Source organism: Pseudoxanthomonas sp. J31 (genome assembly GCF_000510725.1).
GTDB lineage: Bacteria > Pseudomonadota > Gammaproteobacteria > Xanthomonadales > Xanthomonadaceae > Pseudoxanthomonas.
The window spans coordinates 493,982-514,781 of record NZ_AZNZ01000001.1; the positions used below are offsets into that span (position 1 = coordinate 493,982).

22 protein-coding genes and 1 tRNA gene are annotated in these 20,800 nt (G+C 72.9%); 11 read left to right on the forward strand and 12 right to left on the reverse strand.

The annotated features are described in order from the left end of the window. Positions 1-2: 2 nt before the first annotated feature. The 4 genes from PSEJ31_RS0102280 to flgB are packed head-to-tail and all read right to left on the reverse strand — an operon-like array spanning position 3 to position 2,655. Positions 3-1,190, reverse strand: coding sequence for a flagellar hook-basal body complex protein (locus PSEJ31_RS0102280; protein WP_028914528.1), 1,188 nt, complete (start codon positions 1,188-1,190; stop codon positions 3-5). A gap of 6 nt (positions 1,191-1,196) precedes the next feature. Continuing rightward, positions 1,197-1,883: a flagellar hook capping FlgD N-terminal domain-containing protein gene (locus PSEJ31_RS0102285; protein WP_028914529.1), complete on the reverse strand. Its 687-nt coding sequence runs from the start codon at positions 1,881-1,883 to the stop codon at positions 1,197-1,199. Continuing rightward, the gene (gene flgC / locus PSEJ31_RS0102290; RefSeq protein WP_028914530.1) at positions 1,880-2,281 is read right to left on the reverse strand and encodes a flagellar basal body rod protein FlgC; all 402 of its coding nucleotides are present in this window, start codon (positions 2,279-2,281) and stop codon (positions 1,880-1,882) included. The genes PSEJ31_RS0102285 and flgC overlap by 4 nt, the downstream gene beginning before the upstream one ends. Before the next feature lie 5 nt (positions 2,282-2,286). Continuing rightward, on the reverse strand, positions 2,287-2,655 hold the full coding sequence (gene flgB, locus PSEJ31_RS0102295; protein WP_028914531.1) for a flagellar basal body rod protein FlgB: 369 nt from the start codon (positions 2,653-2,655) through the stop codon (positions 2,287-2,289). Positions 2,656-2,791: 136 nt separating this feature from the next. Between flgB and flgA the strand changes: the two genes are divergently transcribed. Then, entirely contained in the window at positions 2,792-3,520 is a 729-nt protein-coding gene (flgA, locus tag PSEJ31_RS15565) for a flagellar basal body P-ring formation chaperone FlgA (RefSeq protein ID WP_084220780.1), read from the forward strand. A gap of 80 nt (positions 3,521-3,600) precedes the next feature. Here the strand turns inward: flgA and PSEJ31_RS0102305 are convergent. Further along, positions 3,601-3,677: transfer RNA gene (locus PSEJ31_RS0102305), tRNA-Met, on the reverse strand. A gap of 157 nt (positions 3,678-3,834) precedes the next feature. Here PSEJ31_RS0102305 and PSEJ31_RS0102310 point away from each other — a divergent pair. From PSEJ31_RS0102310 to bfr, 3 genes are all read left to right on the forward strand, one after another. Continuing rightward, a complete protein-coding gene (locus tag PSEJ31_RS0102310) occupies positions 3,835-4,434 on the forward strand; it encodes an RNA pyrophosphohydrolase (RefSeq protein WP_028914532.1) in 600 nt (199 codons plus the stop codon). A gap of 89 nt (positions 4,435-4,523) precedes the next feature. Beyond that, positions 4,524-4,721, forward strand: coding sequence for a (2Fe-2S)-binding protein (locus PSEJ31_RS0102315; protein WP_019399996.1), 198 nt, complete (start codon positions 4,524-4,526; stop codon positions 4,719-4,721). Positions 4,722-4,822: 101 nt separating this feature from the next. Further along, entirely contained in the window at positions 4,823-5,293 is a 471-nt protein-coding gene (gene bfr / locus PSEJ31_RS0102320; protein WP_028914533.1) for a bacterioferritin, read from the forward strand. Here bfr and PSEJ31_RS0102325 read toward each other — a convergent pair. From PSEJ31_RS0102325 to PSEJ31_RS0102335, 3 genes are all read right to left on the reverse strand, one after another. Further along, positions 5,266-8,040: a hybrid sensor histidine kinase/response regulator gene (locus PSEJ31_RS0102325; RefSeq protein ID WP_037034377.1), complete on the reverse strand. Its 2,775-nt coding sequence runs from the start codon at positions 8,038-8,040 to the stop codon at positions 5,266-5,268. The two genes, bfr and PSEJ31_RS0102325, sit on opposite strands and share 28 nt — an antisense overlap. Positions 8,041-8,093: 53 nt before the next feature. Continuing rightward, positions 8,094-9,983, reverse strand: a complete 1,890-nt coding sequence (locus PSEJ31_RS0102330; RefSeq protein WP_028914535.1) for an EAL domain-containing response regulator — start codon at positions 9,981-9,983, stop codon at positions 8,094-8,096. Positions 9,984-10,059: 76 nt separating this feature from the next. Further along, positions 10,060-10,644: a DUF4126 domain-containing protein gene (locus PSEJ31_RS0102335; RefSeq protein ID WP_019398799.1), complete on the reverse strand. Its 585-nt coding sequence runs from the start codon at positions 10,642-10,644 to the stop codon at positions 10,060-10,062. 119 nt (positions 10,645-10,763) lie between these two features. Here PSEJ31_RS0102335 and PSEJ31_RS0102340 point away from each other — a divergent pair, with 119 nt between their 5' ends. The 5 genes from PSEJ31_RS0102340 to PSEJ31_RS0102360 are packed head-to-tail and all read left to right on the forward strand — an operon-like array spanning position 10,764 to position 14,220. Continuing rightward, positions 10,764-11,489: a DUF6776 family protein gene (locus PSEJ31_RS0102340; protein WP_019398800.1), complete on the forward strand. Its 726-nt coding sequence runs from the start codon at positions 10,764-10,766 to the stop codon at positions 11,487-11,489. Between the two features lies 1 nt (position 11,490). Then, a complete protein-coding gene (locus PSEJ31_RS0102345; RefSeq protein WP_019398801.1) occupies positions 11,491-11,949 on the forward strand; it encodes a polymer-forming cytoskeletal protein in 459 nt (152 codons plus the stop codon). Positions 11,950-11,980: 31 nt separating this feature from the next. Next, positions 11,981-12,349: an iron-sulfur cluster insertion protein ErpA gene (gene erpA, locus PSEJ31_RS0102350; protein ID WP_019398802.1), complete on the forward strand. Its 369-nt coding sequence runs from the start codon at positions 11,981-11,983 to the stop codon at positions 12,347-12,349. Between the two features lie 20 nt (positions 12,350-12,369). Continuing rightward, positions 12,370-13,305, forward strand: coding sequence for an NAD(+) diphosphatase (gene nudC / locus PSEJ31_RS0102355; RefSeq protein ID WP_019398803.1), 936 nt, complete (start codon positions 12,370-12,372; stop codon positions 13,303-13,305). A gap of 21 nt (positions 13,306-13,326) precedes the next feature. Further along, positions 13,327-14,220, forward strand: a complete 894-nt coding sequence (locus PSEJ31_RS0102360) for a membrane protein (protein WP_019398804.1) — start codon at positions 13,327-13,329, stop codon at positions 14,218-14,220. Between the two features lie 92 nt (positions 14,221-14,312). Here the strand turns inward: PSEJ31_RS0102360 and PSEJ31_RS0102365 are convergent, their stop codons facing one another. From PSEJ31_RS0102365 to PSEJ31_RS0102375, 3 genes are all read right to left on the reverse strand, one after another. Continuing rightward, positions 14,313-14,696 carry a DUF2752 domain-containing protein gene (locus tag PSEJ31_RS0102365; protein ID WP_164514527.1) on the reverse strand — a complete coding sequence of 128 codons (384 nt, stop codon included), beginning with the start codon at positions 14,694-14,696 and terminating at the stop codon, positions 14,313-14,315. 33 nt (positions 14,697-14,729) lie between these two features. Beyond that, on the reverse strand, positions 14,730-15,068 hold the full coding sequence (locus PSEJ31_RS0102370) for a CD225/dispanin family protein (RefSeq protein ID WP_019398806.1): 339 nt from the start codon (positions 15,066-15,068) through the stop codon (positions 14,730-14,732). Positions 15,069-15,374: 306 nt separating this feature from the next. Further along, on the reverse strand, positions 15,375-17,282 hold the full coding sequence (locus PSEJ31_RS0102375) for an MFS transporter (protein ID WP_028914536.1): 1,908 nt from the start codon (positions 17,280-17,282) through the stop codon (positions 15,375-15,377). Positions 17,283-17,435: 153 nt separating this feature from the next. On the opposite strand from PSEJ31_RS0102375, the gene ygiD reads away from it, so the two are divergent. Next, positions 17,436-18,296, forward strand: a complete 861-nt coding sequence (ygiD, locus tag PSEJ31_RS0102380; protein ID WP_051403618.1) for a 4,5-DOPA dioxygenase extradiol — start codon at positions 17,436-17,438, stop codon at positions 18,294-18,296. A 46-nt stretch (positions 18,297-18,342) separates the two neighbouring features. Beyond that, positions 18,343-19,656, forward strand: coding sequence for a M20 family metallopeptidase (locus tag PSEJ31_RS0102385; RefSeq protein ID WP_028914538.1), 1,314 nt, complete (start codon positions 18,343-18,345; stop codon positions 19,654-19,656). A 4-nt stretch (positions 19,657-19,660) separates the two neighbouring features. On the opposite strand, the gene PSEJ31_RS0102390 is transcribed toward PSEJ31_RS0102385, so the two are convergent. Next, a complete protein-coding gene (locus tag PSEJ31_RS0102390; protein ID WP_028914539.1) occupies positions 19,661-20,800 on the reverse strand; it encodes an aminotransferase class I/II-fold pyridoxal phosphate-dependent enzyme in 1,140 nt (379 codons plus the stop codon).

The window sequence follows — 20,800 nt, forward strand, 5'->3', positions numbered from 1 at the left end:
GCTTACAGCGCCTGCATCAGGGTGCGCACCATCTCGCTCTCGGTGGTCAGCACCTTGGAGTTGGCCTGGTAGCCCTGCTGGGCGTTCATCAGGTTGACCAGCTCGGCGGCCATGTCCACGTTCGAGGCTTCCAGCGAGGCCACTTCCAGCGAGCCGATCACGCCGGAACCGGCCTCGCCGTAGATCGGCTCGCCGGTGGTCGCGTTCGGCTGCCAGGAGGTGCCGTCCACCGCGGTCAGGCCGGATTCGCTGGGGAACACGGCCAGCGCCAGGCGGCCCACTTCCTGGCGGCTGCCGTTGCTGTACTGCACCTGGATGCTGCCGTCCTCGGCCAGGGTGGTGTCGACCACGGTCCCCGGCGCGTTGCCGTTGGCGCGGTTGGTGGTGGTGTTGAAGTCGCCGCCGAAGAAGGTGGTGGTGGCGTAGTTGATCGCCACCTGCAGCGGCTCGGCGCCATCGGGGGTGCCCAGGCCGATGCTGACCGGCGCCGCCGGCGCGGCCAGCTGGCCGGTGGTCCCGAACTGCAGGCTGGAGGTCACCGGGCCGGTGCCATCGTCCACCAGGGTGCCGTCCACCGCGTAGTACACGGTGACCTCGTTGCCGGCGCCGCGCACGAAGTACTGGCTCAGGGTGTGCTGGCGGCCCAGCGAGTCGTACAGGCTGGAAACCTGCACGCCGTTGTAGGTGGTGGCGTCGGCCATGTCGAACGCGCCGGCCGGCGGCTGCCAGTCGGCGGACATGTTGCCGGCGTAGTTCAGGGTGGTGCTGGCGGCGGCCGGCATCGCCTCGGTGGGCACGCTCAGGTCGCCGAGCACGCCGCCGGAGGCGGTGCCGTAGCCCTGCACGCGGCGGCCGATGGAGTCGACCACGAAGCCGTCCTTGTCCACGCTGAACTGGCCCAGGCGCGAGTACACCATCGCGCCGCTGCTGTCGCGGGCGACGAAGAAGCCGCGGCCCTGGATCGCCGCATCCAGGCTGCGGCCGGTGGCGAGCACGTTGCCGCCAAGGCTCATCGACTGCGTGGTCGAACCGATGTACACGCCGCCGGCCTTGCCCTGCGAATAGGCCGAGGCGAAGTTGGCGCGGCCGGACTTGAAGCCGTAGCTGCCGCTGTTGGCGATGTTGTTGCTGATCTGGTCGAGCTGGCCGGTGACTGCGTTGAGGCCGCTGAGTGCGATGTTGAATGCCATGGACCGTCAGGCTCCTTGCTGCGAGGGGGTCCGGGTGCCGCCGCTGCGGCCCAGGAATCGGGAGATGTCGCCGGTGCCGACCTCGCCGACGCCGGCGACGTCGAGCACCACCTGGCCCTGCGCGTCCAGGCGCACGCCAAGCAGGCGGCCCTGGAGCTCGGCGCGCGGCGCCTCGCCGGTGCCGGCCTCGATCCGCAGCGCGTAGCGTCCGGCGGGCAGGCCGAGCTTGCGCGGGTCGATGCTGAACTGCACGGTGCCGGCGTCGTGCGCGCCCAGCTCGATGCGGCGGGTGCTGCCGTCGGCGCCGGTCAGCAGCACGGCCACCTCGGCGGCGGGCGCATCCAGCACGAATGCGCCCTGGACCGGGTCGGCGCCGAGGCTGACGCCGGCGGCGGCGACCATGATGTCGCTGCCGACCTGGGCGCCCAGGTTCACCACCAGCATGCTTTCCTGCAGTGCCGCGGAGCTGCTGGTCAGGCTGGACAGGGTCTGCATCGTCTCGACCTGGCTCATCGAGGCGAACTGGTTGACGAAGTCCTTGCTCTCCATCGGCGAGAGCGGGTCCTGGTTGCGGATCTGCGCCACCAGCAGGGTCATGAACAGGTCGGAGACGCTGCGGCCGTTCGCGGCCACGGCCCCGTCGGACCTGCCGGCGCCGGCGCCGGCCAGCAACGCGTTGTCGACCGCGGTCATGCGCCTTCTCCCAGCTTCAGCACCGCCTGCTGCATCCCGTTCAGGCGCGCCAGCACCTCGACGTTGGTGGAATAGGCGCGGGAGGCGGCGAGCATGTCGGCCATCTCCTCCACCGGGTTGACGTTGGAATAGAAGACCATGCCGTTCTCGTCGGCCAGGGGGTTGCCGGGCTCGTGGCGCGATTCCAGCGGGTCCTGGCTGGTGATCACGTCCAGCACCTGCACGCGCGCGCCGAGGCCGTTGAACACCGAGGCGAACACCGGCTTGCGCGCCAGGTAGGCGCCGTCGGCGGTGCCGGCGGTGTTGGCGTTGGCCAGGTTGCTGGCGATGGTGTTCATGCGCACGGTCTGGGCGGCCATGGCCGAACCGGCGATTTCCACGCTCTGCTTGAGGCTCATCGTGCTTATCCGTTGCCCTGGATGGCCGCGGCCAGGCCCTTGAGCTTCATGTTCAGGAAGGTCAGGCTGGTCTGGAAATCGAGGGCGTTCTGCGCGAATTCGGCCTGTTCGACGCCGAGCTCGACGGTGTTGCCGTCCTGCGAGGGGCGGCTGGGAACGCGGTAGAGCACCGCGTCGGATTCGAACGGCTGCAGCAGCGGCTCGGCCAGGCCGAGCGCGGCCTCGTCCAGGCGCGCGCGGAAGTCGAGGTCGCGTGCCTGGTAGCCGGGGGTGTTCTCGTTGGCCAGGTTGGAGGCCAGTACCTGGGCGCGTTCGCCGCGCAGCTTCAGCGCGGCAGGGTGCAGGCCAAGCGCCTGTCCGAGGTTGATACCCATGCTGTTCCGGTTCCTCTGGTGGTCGCGGCAGTGCCACGACCGGGCCGTCGCATGGTAGGGAGGCCCCCCGGCCGCTGGCGGAATCTAAAAAGATCCTGAGCGAAGCCCGCGCGCCCGCGCGGCTAATCTGCGCGGCATGTCCCAATCGCACCTCGCCTCCCTGCCCGTCCTCGCCTGCCTGCTGGTGGCATGTATGCCGCCGCAGGCACGCGCGCAGGACGCTTCGATGCCGCAGGCGCGGCTGGAACAGGTGGCGCGTGCCTGGGTGCAACGGCGGGTCCAGGCAATGGGCGTGCCCACCGCACGCATCGAGGTGCTGCTGTTGCCGGCGGCACGGCGCCCGCCCGATTGCGCGCGGCCGCTGCAGGTGGAGGTGGCCGAGGTGGCGGCGGACGAGCGCTTCGACCGCCTGCAGCTGCTGGTGCGCTGTCCTGGCGGCGGCGAGGTGCGTTTCGCGGCGCGCGCCGGCGCCTACGTGGACGCGGTGGTCGCGCGCGGGGAAGTGGAGGCCGGGCAGCCGCTGCGTGCCGAGGCGCTGGGAACCGGCGAGCAGGACCTGGCGGCGATCCCCGACCTGTTGCTGTCGCCGGACCAGGCCGCCGGCTACCGCGCCCGGCGCACGCTGCGCGCGGGCCAGCCGTTGCGGCGTTCGCTGCTGCAGGGCGGCAGCGCGGTCGCCCGTGGCCAGCCGCTGCGGATCGTGGCGACGGGGCAGGGCTTCCAGATCGCGATTGCAGGCACCGCGCTGGAGGATGGCGGGGTAGGCGACAGCGTGCGCATCCGCAACACCAGCACAGGCAAGACCACCCGTGCCCGGGTCCTGGCCCCCGGCGTGGTCGGCCTGGAGGCGGAGGCGGCGCCATAGCGCGGCGCCGGACGGCGCGGTCAGGCGTGGCGATGGAAACAAAAAGCCCCGCGGATGCGGGGCTTTTGCGTTGCAGGCAATGGTGGCTACGGGTGGACTCGAACCACCGACCCCAGCATTATGAGTGCTGTGCTCTAACCGGCTGAGCTACGTAGCCGAAACCGCGGACCAGGCCGCGCTTCCCGCGCACGCGCCTGCAGGGCGGCGGGGAATTGCGAATTTTTCACGTTCCTGGCCGCGCTGTCAATCGCCGCTTGTCGCCCTGCCGGGGGCGTGGCATTGTCGGGGCAGTCGAATTTTCTGGAGTCCGCATCGTGATCGATCCGGACGGTTACAGGCCGAACGTCGGCATCGTGCTGATGCGCGACGATGGGCAGGTGTTCTGGGCGCGCCGGGTGCGCCGGGATGGCTGGCAGTTCCCGCAGGGCGGGATGCGCAGCGACGAAACCCCGGTCGAGGCCATGTACCGCGAGCTGTACGAGGAAACCGGCCTGTCCCCCGAGCATGTGGAACTGCTGGGCGCCACGCCCGGCTGGCTGCGCTACCGGCTGCCGGGGCGGGCGATCCGCCGTGGCGGGCCGGGGCCGGTGTGCATCGGGCAGAAGCAGGTCTGGTTCCTGCTGCGGCTGGTGGCCGACGAGTCACTGGTGCGCTTCGACGCCACCGACAGCCCCGAGTTCGACCACTGGCGCTGGGTCGACTTCTGGTACCCGGTCGAGCACGTGGTCACCTTCAAGCGCGGGGTCTATGCCCGCGCCCTGCGCCACCTGGCCCCGCTGGCCACCAGCGTGGGCGCCCAGCTGCGGCAGATGCCGGGGGTGGCGCAGCAGGCCTGGCTGCCGGGCAACAGCGCCGGCCACGACCGTCCGCGGCGGCGGCCGCGGCAGCCGCGGGGCGGGCGTTCATCCGCCTGAACCCTGGCAGGGGCCGCGGACGCGGATGCAATTGACAACGGTTCTCATTCATTGTGGAATGGATCCCGGTTCAGCCACATGAGACCGCCGTGTACGTCTGCATCTGCAATGGGGTTACCGACCGCCAGATCCGCGAGGCCGTCGAGGCCGGCTGCGAAAGCGTCGCCGAACTGACCATGCGTACCGGCTGCGGCGCGACCTGCGGCACCTGCCTGCCGCTGGCCGCCGACCTGGTGGCCGAATACCGGGCCCGCGCCCTGCCCCTGCCGCTGCTGCAGGCGGCCTGAGCCTCGCCGGCCCGCGGCCGGCGATGCACACGATTCGCGTTACCTCGCCGCCGCCCGCGGCGCGCTAGAGTGCGCGCATCCCCCGCGCAGGAGCGAACCCGATGAAAGGCGACGCGAAGGTCATCGAGTACCTCAACAAGGCCCTGTACAACGAGCTCACCGCGATCAACCAGTACTTCCTGCACGCCAAGATGCTGAAGAACTGGGGGCTCAAGGAGCTGGCCGAGCACGAGTACAAGGAATCGATCGAGGAGATGCACCACGCCGACTGGCTGGCCGAGCGCATCCTGTTCCTCGAGGGCCTGCCGAACTTCCAGGCGCTGGGCAAGCTGCGCATCGGCGAGGGCCCGCGCGAGGTGCTCGAGTGCGACCTGGCGCTGGAACTGGAAGGCATTCCGCTGCTGCGCGAAGCCATCGCCTACGCCGATTCGGTCGGCGACTACGTCAGCCGCCAGCTGTTCACGAAGATCCTCGACAACGAGGAGGAGCACGTGGACTGGCTCGAGACCCAGCTGGACCTGATCGCCCGCATCGGCGAGCAGAACTACCTGCTCAGCAAGCTCGAGGACTGACCCGGGGTCGCCAGCCAGGCCAGCAGCGCCTCGCGCGCGCGGCCGAATTCGGCGATCAGCAGCGCCGCGGCCACCGCCGGCCGCTCCAGGGTGCCGGTGCGCGCCGCGGTCTCGATCCGGCGCGCCACCGACGACAGCGCCAGCGCGCCGATGTTGGCGCTGGAGGACTTGAGCGCATGCGCGGCCTCGCGCATGGCCGGCAGGTCGGGCGTGGCCGAGGCCTGCTCCACCTGGCGCACCAGCCGCGGCGCATCCTCCAGGAACAGGCGCACGATCGCGGTGGCGTCGTCGCCGGCGATCGCGCGCAGCTCATCCAGCATTTCCATGTCCAGCACCGGGATCCCGGCATCCACGGCCGACAGGGCCGTGGCCTGGGCGCCGCTGGCGCGCGCCGCGGGGGCCGCCGGGCGGACCGGGGTGATTGCCGGCGTGGCCGGAGCCGTGGAAGACGGTGCAGGGTTCGCCGGAGCCATGGGGTGCGCAGGAGCCGCCGGCGTGGCCGCTCGGCTGGCGGCCGGCGCGGCGGGGGCGCCTGGCGCGGTCGGTGTAGTCGGCGCCGGGGCCGGGCGCGGCGGCGTCGCCGCAACCCGCGACGGCTGGGTTGCGGGAGGCATCAGCGGGGCCGCGGGCCGGGCCGGCGGCGTGGCCACGGCCGGAGCGGGGGCCGGGCGCGCCGGGCCAGGGGCGGGCGCGGCGCGCGGGACCGGGCCCGGGGCGGCAGCCGACGCGGGCGTCGCCGCCGGCGGGACGCTGGGTGCAGGCCGCGCCGGGGCCGCGGACGCCGCGGGCGCAGGCGCCTGGGGGGCGGCGGGCGCCGGGCGCAGCCAGCGCCGCAGGCAGGCATCGAGCTGCTCGCGCGCCACCGGTTTGGACAGGTAGTCGTCCATGCCCGCGTCCAGGCAGCGCTGGCGGTCGCCGGCCATGACGTTGGCGGTCATGGCCACGATCGGCAGGCGCCGGCCGCCGCGCACCGCTTCCTGCTCGCGCCAGCGCCGGGTGGCGCTGTAGCCGTCCAGCACCGGCATCTGGCAGTCCATGAAAACCAGGTCGTACTCGGCCGCGGCCAGGCGCGCCAGCGCGGCCTCGCCATTGGTCGCGGTGTCGCAGGCGTAGCCCAGCACCGACAGCAGCTTCTGCGCCACCAGCAGGTTGACGGGGTTGTCCTCCACCAGCAGCAGGCGCGCCGCATGCACCGGCGCCGGCCCGGCCGCCGGCGCGGGAGATGCAGGCGGGGCAGGGGGCGCAGCCGGGGTTTCCGGTACCTGCGGTGCCGGGCCCGGCTCGGCGCCGGCCAGCCCGCCGCCGGCCAGCGCGCCGGGGGTGTCGTCGTCGCCGCCCGGGGCGGTGTCGGCGGCCGTGCCCGCACCATCGCCGGCCGGTTCCTGCAGCGCGGCGCGCAGCTCGGCGTCCGCCGCCATCCGCGGCACCAGCTCGGCGCCCTCGCGCAGTTCCCCCGGCACCTCCGCGCCGTACAGCCACAGCAGGCGGATGCCGGCGTAGGCCGGGGTCCGGGCCAGCGCCCGGTACAGGGCGCGCGCGCTGTGGCGCAGGCCGTCGTGGTCGGCCAGGACCGCGACGTAGGCGCCGCGTGCCTGGCGCGGGAGGGCATCGCCGCGCAGCCGTTCCAGCGCTTCCTGCGGCGATTCGACCGCGTCCACGGCGTAGCCCCACGGTGGCAGCAGCAGGCCCAAGCGCTGGCGCAGGCGCACGTCCGGGCTGACCACCAGCACCTGGCGCAGTTCTGCGCCACCGGTCTCGCCGCGCTGCAGGTCGCCGACCACCTTCAGCAGCGGGATCTCGAACCAGAAGGTGGAGCCGCGGCTGGGCTCGGATTCCACCCCGATGCGTCCGCCCATCAGGTCGACGATGCGCTTGCAGATGGCCAGGCCCAGGCCAGTGCCGCCGTACAGGCGGGTGGTGGAGGCGTCGGCCTGGCTGAAGGCACGGAACAGGCGCGCCTGGATGTCCGGGTCGATGCCGATGCCGGTGTCGCGCACCTCGAAGCGCAGCAGGTGCTGCGCCGGGGTCTCGCCCAGCCGGCGCACGGCCAGGGTGACCCCGCCGCGCTCGGTGAACTTGACCGCGTTGCCGACCAGGTTGCCCAGCACCTGGCGCAGCCGCACCGGGTCGCCGCGCACCGGCAGGCGCACGTTGGGGTCGATCTCCAGCTCCAGCCGCAGGCCCTTGTCCTCGGCCGGGCGGCGCATCAGCTGCAGCATCGCCTCCAGCGGCTCGCGCAGGTTGAAGGTGGTGATCTCCAGCTCAAGCCGGTTCGCCTCCAGCTTGGAGTAGTCGAGGATGTCGTCGACGATCCGCAGCAGCTGCAGCGAGGACTCGTGCGCGGTGCGCAGCATCTGCCGCTGGTCCTCGGCCAGGGTGCCGTGCCCGATCAGGTCCAGCATCGGGATGATGCCGTTGAGCGGGGTGCGGATCTCGTGGCTCATGGTGGCCAGGAACTCGCCCTTGGCCAGGGCCGCGGCTTCGGCCGCCTGCTTGGCCTGCAGCAGCTGCTGCTCGAGCTTGTCGTGGCGCTGCAGCTCGCGCTGCAGCTGGTTGCGCTCGTGCTCGGCCGTGGCCGCGCGCGCCAGCGCCGTGTCCAGCACCGCCGCGGTGCGGCGGGTGGCGAACAGGGTCACCAGCGCGGCCACCAGCCCGGCCAGCGCCAGGCCGCCGGCCAGCGCCACCCAGGGCCCGGGGATCCCGGCCAGTGCCAGGGCCAGGGCCAGGGCCAGCAACGCCGCTGCCATCGCGCCTGCGGCGGCAGCCGGCCACGGGCTGCGGGAGGCGGGCGCGGCCATGGCTAGAGCACCGCGTTCTGGAAGTCGAAGTCGAGCTCGCTGCCTACCGAGCTGACCAGGTTGCCCTGCACGAAGTCGATGCCGGCCATCCACATCGCCGCGGCGGCCTGCGGATCCTCGATCTGCTGGCCGACCACCAGCAGGCCGAAGCCATGGGCCTTGTCGATGGTGGCGCGCAGCTGGTCGCGCAGGCCCTGGTCGGTGTGCGCGCCGGCGAAGCGCCCGGCCATGCGCACGTAGCCCAGCGGCAGCTGGCCCAGCAGCGCCTCGGCCTCCGGGCCGGGCTCGTACTGGCTGAGGCAGAACTGCACGCCGGCCTCCACCAGGCGGCGGCAGAACGGGGCGAGGGCCACGCAGTGGACCAGGGCGTCGGCCAGGCGCAGGTCGATGATCACCTCGCCACCGTCGATGGCGCGCGCGCCGATCGCCTGCAGCAGCCAGTCGGCGTAGGCCTCGCGGGTGAGCGTGCGCGGCGACTGCGAGACGAACAGCTGCAGCGGGTTGCCCTCGCGCGCGCGGCGCGCGATCAGGTCCAGCGCGTGCTCCATCACCTGCTGGTCCAGGTCGGTGATGCGGCCGCTGGCCTCCGCCGTGGGCACCACCTGGCCGGCCGACAGCACCGTGCCGTCGGCCTGGCGCAGGCGCATCAGCACCTGGTATCGGGCCTGTTCGCTGCCGGCCACCGCCACCACCGGCTGGTAGGCCAGTTCGATCTCGCCTTCCAGCAGGGCCAGCTGTTCCTGTGCCTCCTGGGTGCTGGGCGGCACGTAGCCGCACACGCCCTCCGGCAGCAGGCGCGCCTGCAGCGCGGCGCGCTCGGTCGCCTCCAGCGCGGCGGTGGCGTGCTCGAAGCCGCCGGGCAGGGCGGCGTGGCCGACCGCGCTGCGCAGCTGCAGCGGCTCGCCCTCGCGCACCTGGAAGGTTTCGGTGGCCAGGCGCGCGCGCATCTCCGCGGCGATCGCCTGCAGCTGGTCCGGGACCGCGTCGCGGACCAGCGCCAGGAAGCTGTTGTCGTTCAGGCGCGCCAGCGGCGCCGGCGCCACGATCAGCGCCAGGCGGCGGCCGGCCTCGGCCATCAGCCGCTCGAACGCGGCGTAGCCGAAGCGCTCGCGCAGGCTCAGCGCGCCGGCGACCTCGACGAAGAACAGACCGGCGGTGGCGCCGGCGGCAAGCATCTCCTCCACCTGCTGCAGCAGCCAGCTGCGGGTGGCCAGGCCGGTGTCCGGGTGGCTGCGCAGGGTCGGCACCGCGATCGCCGGCGCGGCCGCGGCCTCGCGCTGCGCGCGCCGGCGCTGGATGCGGTTGGCCACCGCGGCGATCAGGTGGCGCGGACGCACCGGCTTGACCAGGCAATCGTCGGCGCCGGCTTCCAGCACCTCGAACTGCAGGTCCGGGTCCGGTTCGCCGGTGAGGAACACGATCGGCAGCAGCTGGCAGCCGGGCTGCTGGCGCACCAGGGTGGTCAGGCGGCGGCCGTCCACGCCCGGCAGGTGCAGGTCCATCAGGATCAGGTCCGGCTCGAACCGGGTGATCGCCTCGATCAGGCCCTCCGGCTGCATCAGCACCTCGGCCTGCATGCCGGCGCCGTGCAGCACGCTCTGCGCGAACAGCGCCTGCGGACGGTCGTCCTCGACCACCAGGATGCGGTACGGGGCCTCTTCGCCGGTGCTGAGCACCGGGGCCGGGGTCGGCACCGGGCCGGACGGGGCCACGGCGGCGGGCGGCGGCACCGCGGCGCCCACGCGCGCGGCGGGAGCGGCCGCGGCTTCGGCCGCCACGTCCGCGGCGTCGCGGGTCCAGCGGCGCCAGTAATGCGGTGGCGGGGTTTCGGCGCGTATGCGCTGGCGCGCCGCCGGGTCCTCCGGCGTGGGCGCAGGATCTCGTGCGGCCATCAATGGCTCCCCTATTGGGCCTGCATTATGTGACCAATCCCTCCATCCGGTACAACCCTGGGCGGTCCGCAACGGTTCATCGGGCGGCCAGCAGGCGGCGCATGCCGCGCGCCATCAGCCGCCAGATCCACCACACCAGCAGCGCGCCGAGCACGGTGGTGCCGACCACCAGCGCCAGCGCCAGCCATGGGTGTGCCAGCGCCAGCGCCAGGCCGCCGACCACCACGGTGTCCTCGGCCGCCGAGGCGGCCCAGTTGCTGGCTGGTTCGGGGGAGGTGTTGAGCAGGGCGCGGGTGCCGGACTTGAGCGCGTGGCTGGCCAGGGCCACGCCCGCGCCGGTGGCCAGCGCGCCGGCGCCGAGCTCGCCGTCCGGCGACAACGCGGCGGCGGCCAGGAAGGCGCCCGCCGGGATCCGCGCCAGGGTCTGCAGCAGGTCCCAGACCGAGTCCACCCCGGGGATCTTGTCGGCCAGGAATTCGGCCACCGCCAGCGCCCCGGAGGTGCCCAGCACCCACCACGACTGCGTGGCCTGCAAGGCCGGCGGCAGCTCGACCCAGCCGAGCAGCCCGGCCAGGCCCACGCCGAACACGGTCAGGTAGGCGCGGATGCCGGCCATCCAGGCCAGCAGCAGGCCGATCACGAAGACGTGGGCATCGGTCATGGCGGCTCCTTGCGGAGGGGACACGGGGCCAGGGCGGGGCGGCTCCGGCCGCCGGCACCGGGGCGGTTACACTGCCCGGCCATCGGCCGCAGTATAGGCAGAAACGACGGCATGACCCGATGACAGGATCGTCCTCACGCTTTCGCATCGTCCCGCGCCGTGGTTCCGGGCGCGCATGGAAGATCGGCCTCGCCTGCGCCTGGCTGCTGAGCCTGGTGGTGGTGGGCCTGGTGGCCACCCGGCTCGCCGCACCGGGGCTGCAGCAGGTGCGCGAGGGCGCGCGCCAGGCCCGGCACGAGGCCGAGCAGCTGCGCCGCCAGCTCGAGGAACTGAACCAGCGGGTGGTGACCCTGGAACGCTCGGACCAGATCAGCCGCGCCGCCAACATCGAACTGCAGGCCTCGCTGGCCGCGCGCGACGAGGAGATCGCGGCGCTGCGCACCGACGTGGCGTTCTACGAGCGCCTGGTGGGCGCGACCAGCCAGCGCAAGGGCCTGAGCGTGCACTCGATCGAGTTCGCCCCGGAGGAGGGCGGCACCTGGCGCTACCGCGCGGTGCTGACCCAGAACCTCAACCGCGGCGCGATCAGCCAGGGGCAGATGCGCTTCACCGTGGAGGGCGTGCGCGACGGCAAGCTCGCCAGCATCGGCTGGAACGAGCTGCTGCAGCGCCCGGACGCGCCCGGCCAGCCGTATTCCTTCAGGTATTTCCAGGAACTGGACGGCAGCGTGATGCTGCCCAAGGATTTCACCCCGCAACGTGTGCGAGTCTTGCTGCGCGGCAACGGAGGGGGTGCCGAGCAGACTTTCGACTGGAAAACCGCCGGCAGCGGGGGAGGCAGGTAACGTGTTCGGAAAGAAGAAGTCCGGCCAGCGCAACGGCTACACCATCGATACCCTGGTGGGCCCTGAGGTGGTGATCCGCGGCGACCTGGAATTCAGCGGCGGCCTGTACGTGGAAGGCCGCATCGAGGGCCGGGTGCAGGCGGTCCAGGGCAAGCCCGCCAGCCTGGTGCTGGCCGAGGGCGGCAGCATCGCCGGCGGGATCCACGTCCCGGTGGTGGTGATCAACGGCACCGTGGTCGGCGACGTGCACGCATCCGAGCGGGTGGAGCTGGGGCAGCAGGCGCGGGTGGAGGGCGATGTCCACTATGCCGTGGTGGAGATGAGCGCCGGTGCCCAGCTGACCGGCCGCCTGGTCCACGCCCAGCCGCCGGCGACCCGCGCCCTGCCGGCGCCGGAACAGCAGCCGCGGGAAGCCGCCAAGGCCGGTTCCGGCGAGGCGATGGCGACCGCCGAGGCTTGAACGGGGGGCGCCACGCCCCCATGCTGGCAGCATGATTCCGCTTCCCACCGTTCCCAGCTACCAGCAGCTGGACCAGCCGCTGCGCTTCAGCAGCGCAGCCGCGGCCAAGGTCCGCGAGCTGATCGCCGAAGAGGGCAACGCCGACCTCAAGCTGCGCGTCTACATCCAGGGCGGCGGCTGTTCAGGCTTCCAGTACGGCTTCGAGTTCGACGAGAACCAGGCCGAGGACGACATGGCCGTGAACACCGACGGGGTGACCTTGCTGGTCGACCCGCTGAGCCTGCAGTACCTGATGGGCGCCGAGGTCGACTACAGCGAAGGCCTCAGCGGCGCCCAGTTCGTGATCCGCAACCCCAACGCCAAGACGACCTGCGGCTGCGGCAGCAGCTTCAGCGTCTGACCGCGGCGGAGGCCAGGCCGATGGCCACGTCCACCGCGGCGGCCGCGTTGTCCGGTTATGCCTTCGGCGACGCCGGGCTGGACCGCTCCGACGCCCTGCGCGGCGACGCCGCCGCCCTGCGCGCGCTGTGGCCGCGGGCGCGGCTGCTGCTGCTGGACGCCGAGGGCCGCGCCGCCGCCGACGGGTGCGGCCAGCCGCTGCCGCTGGCCGGCACCGACCTTCCCGACCGCTTCGACCAGGCCGTATTCCTGGGCCTGGACGGCAGCGGCCAGCCGCATTTCGCCCTGCAGGCGCCCGCCGGGCAGGCGGTTCGGCAATGGATCGACCTGCGCCGCGCCGCTGGCGCCTGGCCGCCCACCGTGGCCGGCGCCTTCGCCTATGCCCGCGGCATGCTCCACTGGCGGGCCCGCAACCGCCACTGCGGTGCCTGCGGCGCGGCGGTGGAATTCCAGCGTGGCGGGTTCGTTGCGCACTGCCCGGCCTGCGGCAGCGACCACTACCCGCGGGTGGACCCGGCGGTGATCGTGGCCGTCAGCGACGGCGAGCGGCTGCTGCTGGGGCGCCAGCCCGGCTGGGTGCCGGGGCGCTGGTCGGTGCTGGCCGGGTTCGTGGAGCCGGGCGAGACCCCCGAGCAGGCGGTGGTGCGCGAAGTCCACGAGGAAACCGGGGTGCGGGTGCGCGACTGCCGCTACCTGGCCGCCCAGCCCTGGCCATTCCCTGGCTCGCTGATGCTGGGCTACATCGCCCGCGGCGAGCCCGACCTGCCGCGGATCGACGGCGAACTGGAGGCGGCGCGCTGGTTCACCCGCGAGGAAGTCGGCCAGGCCCTGGCCCGCGGCGACGACGCCAGTGGCGGCCCGGTCCTGCCGCCCTCGCTGTCGATCGCGCGGGCGCTGGTCGAGTACTGGTACGCCGAGGGCGCGCCGGCGGTGACCGCCGCCCGCGCCGCCGGCTAGTATCCGCGGCACGGAGGGAGCATGTTCACGACCCTGGTCGCGGTGATCATCGCCCTGGTGCTGGGCCACGTGGCGCCGGCCGTGCTGGCGCCGGCGCGCAGCTTCGGCTGGTACGCGCGCTGGCAGGCCTGGCTGGCCGCGCAGCTGGCCGACGGCGGCCCCTGGCGCACCCGCTGGGGCATCGCCCTGGCGGTGCTGCCGCCGGTGCTGCTGGTGCTGGCCCTGCAGCTGGCGCTGGGGCGGGTGCTGTACGGCCTGCCGGGGCTGCTGTTCGGCGTGCTGGTGCTGGTCCTGGCCTGGGGCCCGCGCGACCTGGACGTGGACGTGGAAGCGGTGCTGGACGCCGAGGACCCGGCGACCCGCAAGGCCCGCCTGGACCAGCTGGCGGCCGAACCCGGGCAGGTGGTGGCCGAAGGCCCCGGACTGCCGGCGGTGATGGCACGCGCCGCCCTGCGGCGCTGGTTCGCGGTGCTGTTCTGGTTCCTGCTGCTGGGCCCGGCCGGGGCGGTGCTGTACCGCCTGCTGGAGCGTTCGGCGTTCGCCGGCCAGGTCCGCCAGCTGCCCGAGGACAACGCCGCCGGACTGCTGTGGCTGCTGCGCTGGATGGAATGGCCGGTGGCCCAGCTGATGACCCTGGCCCTGGCCCTGGCCGGCAACTTCGACCTGGTCAGCCGTGCCTGGCGGCACAAGGGCGGCGCCGGCTGGAACCCGGAAAGCCGGTTCCTGGAGGCGGCAGCGCGCGCGGCGGTGGTCGGCGAGCTGGCCGAGGAAGACGCCGAGGACCTGGAGGCCGGCCGCGTGCCCGCGCGCGGCGAACTGGCCGAGCTGCGCGACGCGATGAACCTGATCTGGCGGGCGCTGTTGCTCTGGCTGGCAGTGCTGGCCCTGCTGATCCTGGCCGGCTGGGCCGGCTGAGCGGCGCGCGCCGCGCCAGGCAGGCATCAGGGCTGGCCACGACGAAGGCGTCGCCACGCGCCAGCGGCCTCACCGCCCGGGCTGGCGTTGCCCTAGACCGGTGCGAGCAGCGTGAACGGAAACCACGGAAGGTTCCGCAGGATCCAGTACCCCGGCAACACCGCCAGCCACAGCTTCGGCGCCAGCACCCAGCGCATCAGCGGTGCCAGCAGCCGCGGCTGCCAGCCGCCGGACCAGGCCAGCATCAGCGGGGTCAGGCCCAGCGCCAGCAGGCCCAGCGGGTTCATCGAGAAGGCCCGCACCAGGTCGCCGTGCACCAGCGCGTGCATGGCCCGGGTCAGGCCACAGCCGATGCAGAACCAGCCGGTGAAGGCGCGGAACATGCATGGCGGGAACGGGTTGCCGGCCACGTTGGGATCGTAGGTGCGCAGCAACCACACGCCGGCGCCGGCCGCCACCGCGGCCGACGCCAGCATCGCGATCCGCAAGGGCCGCGACAGGGCCATGGATCAGCCCTGCATCTGCTGCATCATCTGCATGTACTCGGCCATGCCGCCGGTGGCCAGCGCCCAGATGTTGAGCAGCAGGCCGATGATGGCCAGCGCGGTGGCCACCCAGCACCAGGTCTTGGCATTGGCCGAGGCGCGGCGCGCGCCCTCCAGGTCGCCGCGGTCGAGCAGCGAGTTGACCTTGCTGGCGAACACGATGGCGACGATGCCGACCAGCCCCAGCGGGCAGCACAGGCAGGTGGCCAGGATCGTGGAGATGATGGCCCAGGCCAGGTGGTTGGGAACCGGCTCCTGCACCGGCGCGGCGGACTGGGGGGACGGTGGCGGAACGTAGCTCATCAGGTTGCTCCAGCAGGGAAGGAAAGGCCGTGGCGGGCCTGACACCGGCCGGCGGCATGCCGGCGCGGGCACCGGGCCCGGTGCTGCAGGGGCGGACAGCTGCGGTCGCGGATGGTGGCGTGCCGCGCGTGCGGCGGCGCGCCCGTCGTCCGCGGCGCGGTTGCCCGGGCCCCGGTTGCCGGAATACAGGTGCCACGTCCCATGGCGTTGTTCGGCGCGTCCATGCTGGCGTACATCCCCCCGGACAACAGCCGCAAGCCTAACCGACCGGCCACTGGCGGCAAAAGCCGCGCCGTGGCGCGTGGCTCATGCATCGTCGCCGCGCAGTTCGCGCACGCGTGCCTCCAGCGCCTGCGCCGACACCGGGCCGGGCAGCGGCGCGGCGGCGATCACCTCTACCCGCGCGCGCAGCCGGCGCGGCACGCGCATGCGGCCCAGGCGCGAATCGCGCCGGCTCCACATGCTGGCCCACATGCCGCGCAGCGCCATCGGCACCACCGGCACCGGGCGCCCGGCCGCGGCGGCGCGTTCCAGGATCCGCTCCACCCCGGACCTGAACGGCGCGATCCCGCCGTCCTTGGTCAGCGCGCCCTCGGGGAAGATGCACACCAGCTCGCCCTCGGCCAGCGCGGCGTCGATCGCGTCGAACGCGCGCTGCATGCGCTCCGGGTCCTCGCGCGCGCCGGCGATGGGGATGGCGCGGGCGGTGCGGAAGATCCAGCTCATCACCGGGATGTCGAAGATCCGGTAGTACATGACGAAGCGCACCGGGCGCGGGATGCTCGCCGCCAGGATCAGCGCGTCCATGTAGCTGACGTGGTTGCACACCAGCACCGCCGCGCCCTCGTCGGGCACGTGCTCCTCCACGCCGCGCACGCGCAGCCGGTACAGCGCCCGCACCAGCACCCAGCCGAGGAAGCGCATCAGGAACTCGGGCACCAGGGCGAAGATCCACGCCGCCACCAGCACGTTGGCGATCGCCAGGGCCAGGAACAGCTGCGGGCTGCTCCAGCCCAGCATGCCCGCGCCCAGTCCGACCACCGCCGCCAGCACGATGAAGCCGGAGTTCTGGATGTTCAGCGCGGCAAACACCCGCGACATGCGCGAGGACGGCGTGCGGCTCTGGATCAGGGCGAACAGCGGCACCACGAAGAAGCCGGTAAACACGCCGATGCCCAGCAGGTCGACGACGATGCGCAGGCTGCCGGGCTGGGCCAGGAAGCCGGCCACGTCCAGCCCGGTGGCCGGCGGCGCGCCGGGGCGGGCGAAGTAGAGGTCCAGCAGGAACGCGCTCATGCCGGCCGCGCCCAGCGGCACCAGGCCGATCTCCACGGTGCGCGCCGACAGCTTCTCGCAAAGCAGCGAGCCGGTGCCGGTGCCGACCGAGAACAGCGCCAGCACGAAGATGTACAGCGTGGCCGAGCCGGAGGCGCCGCCGAGGTTGAGTTCGGCGTAGGCCGGCAGCTGCGAGGTGACGATGGTGCCGAAGAACCAGAACCAGGACACGCCGAGGATGGCGTTCCGCACCGCCGGCTGGGCGCGCGCCATGCGCAGCACCGCCAGCGACTCAGGCAGCGGGTTCCAGCCGATCTTCAGGTCCGGCGCGCCGGCGTCCACCCGCGGGATCATGCGCGCCACCAGATTGCCGGCGATGGCCAGCGCCACGATCGCCGCGGCCGCTGCCTCCGGGCCGTGCGCGCCGGCGAGCTGGAAGATCAGGCCGCCGGTGATCATGCCGCCGAGGATCGAGATCGAAGTGCCCATCTCGACCAGGCCGTTGCCGCCGGTCAGTTCCTCGGGCTTGAGGATGGCCGGCAGCACCGAGTACTTCACCGGGCCGAACAGGGTCGACTGCAGGCCGGTGCAGAACAGCGCCACCAGCAGCAGCGGCATGGACTGCAGCAGGAAGCCCACCGCCGCCAGCGACATGATCGCGATCTCCATGCTGGTGGTGACCACGATCAGGCGCTGCTTCTCCAGCTTCTCCGCCACCTGCCCGGCGATCGCCGAGAACAGGAAGTAGGGCGCGATGAAGATCGCCGGGGCGATGACCGCGTAGGTCGAGCGCTCCTCGGCGCTGACCCCGAGGAAGAACAGCAGGCCGATGATGGCCTGGCGGTAGACGTTGTCGTTGAAGGCGCCGAGCGCCTGCACGATGAAGTAGGGCAGGAAGCGGCGCTGGGTCAGCAGCGCGAACTGGCTGTGGGCGGCCATGCGGCTCTCCGCGGGACTGGCGCGGAGCCTAGCAGAGCGCCGGGTCGCGGTGGACATGCGCGGCGTGGACGGCGCACCCGACCGTTGCCTTGCGTGCCGCGCCGGCCGCGCCGGCTTACAGTGGGCGCGGTACCCCCGTTTCCGGAGTCCTGCGTGGACGCCCATGCCCTGATGCCGGCCGCCTTCCTTGGCCACGGCAGCCCGATGAACGCGCTGGAGCGCAACCGCTACACCGAGGCCTGGCGCGCCTTCGGCGCCACCGCGCCGCGGCCGCGCGCGATCCTGGCGGTGTCGGCGCACTGGTACGGCAACTTCACTGCGGTAACCGCCATGCCCAGGCCGCGCACCATCCACGACTTCTACGGCTTCCCGCAGGCGTTGTTCGACGTGCAGTACCCGGCGCCGGGCCTGCCGGAGCTGGTGGAGGAGGTGGCCGACGCGGTGGCGCCGGACCAGCTCGGCGCCGACCTGGACGGCTGGGGCCTGGACCACGGCACCTGGTCGGTGCTGGTGCATGCGTTCCCGCAGGCCGACGTGCCGGTGGTGCAGCTGTCGATCGACGCGCGCAGGCCGCCGGAATGGCACCTGGCCCTTGGCGCCAAGCTGGCCGCGCTGCGTTCGCGCGGGGTGATGGTGATCGGCAGCGGCAACGTGGTGCACAACCTGCGCGCGATCGACTGGCACCAGCCCGACGGTGCCTTCGACTGGACCCGCCGCTTCGAGGAGGCCGCGCGCGAACTGATGCTGGAACGGCCGCACGACGCGCCCTCGCTGGTATCCCACCCCGACTACCGCCTGGCCGTGCCCACCCCGGACCATTTCCTGCCGCTGCTGTACATCGCTGGCCTGGCCGCCGCTTCCGGGCATCCGGCGCGGCCGCTGGTGGAGGGCTACGCCTACGGCTCGCTGTCGATGACATCGTACGGCGTGGACAGCCATGGCGCGGCCGCCGGCGCTGGCCCGGGCGCCGCCCCGATCGAGACCTCGCTGCCGGCGGAGCAGGCCAACGTCTAGTGCGGCAGCCGGCTACCATCGGCCATCCCCGCGCCGGAGCCGAGTGATGAAGCCGTCGATCCTGCCAGGCCTGCTGGCCGCGCTGCTGGGCATGGCCCTGCCCGCGTCCGCCGCCGAATCCGCCACCACCAGCGCCATCGCTGCGGCCAGGGCGCAGTACCCGGCGATGGTGGAGTGGCGGCGCGATTTCCACCGCCATCCGGAGCTGGGCGGACACGAGACCCGCACCGCTGCCGCCATCGCCCGCGAGCTGCGCGCGCTGGGACTGGAGCCGCGCACCGGCATCGCCCGCACCGGCGTGGCCGCGGTCCTGCGCGGTGGCAAACCCGGCCCGCGCATCGCCCTGCGCGCGGACATGGACGCGCTCCCCGTGGAGGAGGCCACCGGCCTGCCGTTCGCCTCCACCGTGCGCTCGACCTATCGCGGCCAGCCGGTGGGCGTGATGCACGCCTGCGGCCACGACCTGCACGTGGCGATCCTGCTGGGCGTGGCCCGCGCGCTGGCAGAACGCCGGCAGGAACTGGCCGGCGAGGTGATGTTCGTGTTCCAGCCCTCGGAGGAAGGCCCGGACGAGCCCGGTGCGCGGTTCGGCGCGCGGCTGATGCTGGACGAGGGCGTGTGGAAGGACTTCCGCCCGGAGGCGGTGTTCGGCCTGCACGTGTGGTCCGCGCTGCAGGTGGGCCAGGTCGGCTTCCGCAGCGGGCCGTTGCTGGCCAGCGCCGACGAGTGGGCCCTGACGGTGCGTGGCCGCCAGACCCATGGTTCGCGGCCGTGGGATGGCGTCGATCCGATCACGGTGGCTGCGCAGATCCTGCTGGGCACCCAGAGCATGATCGCGCGCCAGGTGAACATCGCCAGCACGCCGGTGGTGCTGACCGCGGGCCAGTTCAACGCCGGCGTGCGCTTCAACATCATCCCGGACGAGGCGAAGCTGGTCGGTACCTTGCGCACCTTCGACCCGGCCGTGCGCGAGGACGTGATCGCGCGCTTCGGACGCATCGCCAGCGATTACGCACATGCGGCCGGCGCCACGGCGGAGCTCGAAGTGGTGAACAACGCGCCGGCCACGATCAACGATCCGCAGCTGGCGCGACGCGTGCTGGCCTCGCTGCAGGCCGCCGCCGGCGCGGAGAACGTGGTGGAAATGCCGCTGCAGACCATCGCCGAGGACTTCTCGCAGTTCGCCAACGAGGTGCCGGGCGCGTTCTTCCTGGTCGGCACCACGCCGGCCGGGCAGGATCCGGCGCAGGCGCCGATCAACCACTCGTCGCACTACGCGCCGGACGAGGCGGCGCTGGAGCATGGCGCGAAGGCGATGCTGCAGGTGGTGCTGGACTACCTGGGCGGCGCGCCCGGCTGAGCCCTCAGCGGATGCGCGGCTGCGCCGCGAACCACGGCCGCAGCCGTCGCAGCGCCTCCTCCACGTGCACCGTGGCCGGGGCGAAGCTGAAGCGGATGAAGCGGTGGCCATCGACGGGGTCGAAGTCCACGCCGGGGGCCAGGGCCACGCCGGTGTCCTCAAGGATGCGCCGGCACAGCCCGAGGCTGTCGTCGGCCAGGTGGGCCACGTCGGCCCAGATGTAGAACGCGCCGTCGGGCGGGGCGATGCGCTCCAGGCCCAGGTCGGGCAGCGCCTCCAGCAGCAGCTGGCGGTTGCGCGCGTAGGTGGCGCGATGGCCTTCCAGCTCCTCCGTGCAGTCCATCGCCACCAGCGCGGCCTGCTGGCTGGGCGAGGGCGGGGTCAGGAACAGGTTGCCGGCATAGGCACGCGCGGTGTCCACGTGCGACGGCGGCACCAGCAGCCAGCCCAGGCGCCAGTCCACCATCGAGTAGTACTTCGAATAGCTGTTCACCACCATCGCGTCCGGCGCGTATTGCAGGATCGAGTGCGCCGGCTGCGTGTAGTGCAGGCCGTGGTAGATCTCGTCCGACAGCAGGACGATGCCGCGCTGCCGGCACACGTCCGCGATGGCGCGCAGTTCTTCGGGTTCGATGATGGTGCCGGTGGGATTGGCCGGACTGGCGAGGATGACGCCGGCCGGTGCAGGATCCAGCGCGGCGATCGCCGCCGCGGTGAGCTGGTAGCGGCTTTCCGGTCCGCAGCCGATCTCCACCGGCTGCAGGCGCGCGGCGATGGCGGTGTTGCGGTAGGCGATGTAGCCGGGGCGGGCGAAGGCGATGCGGTCGCCGGCCTCGAAGCGGGACAGCATCGCCAGCAGCAGCGCCGGCGATGCGCCGCAGGTGAGGACGACCTGCGCCGGATCCACTTCCACGCCGTAGGCGTCGCGGTAGTGGCGGGCGATGCGGGCCCGCAGCGGCACGCTCTCCCAGTAGCCGGGCGGATCGCGGTCGAGCCCCTCGCGCACCGCCGCCAGTGCCGCGGCCGGCGCCGGCGTGGAAGGCTGGCCGAACTCCATGTGCACCACGGAGCGGCCCTGGGCCTCCAGCGCACGCGCCAGCTGGCTGATGGCGATCGCGCGGAACGGCTCGACCCGGCCGGCCAT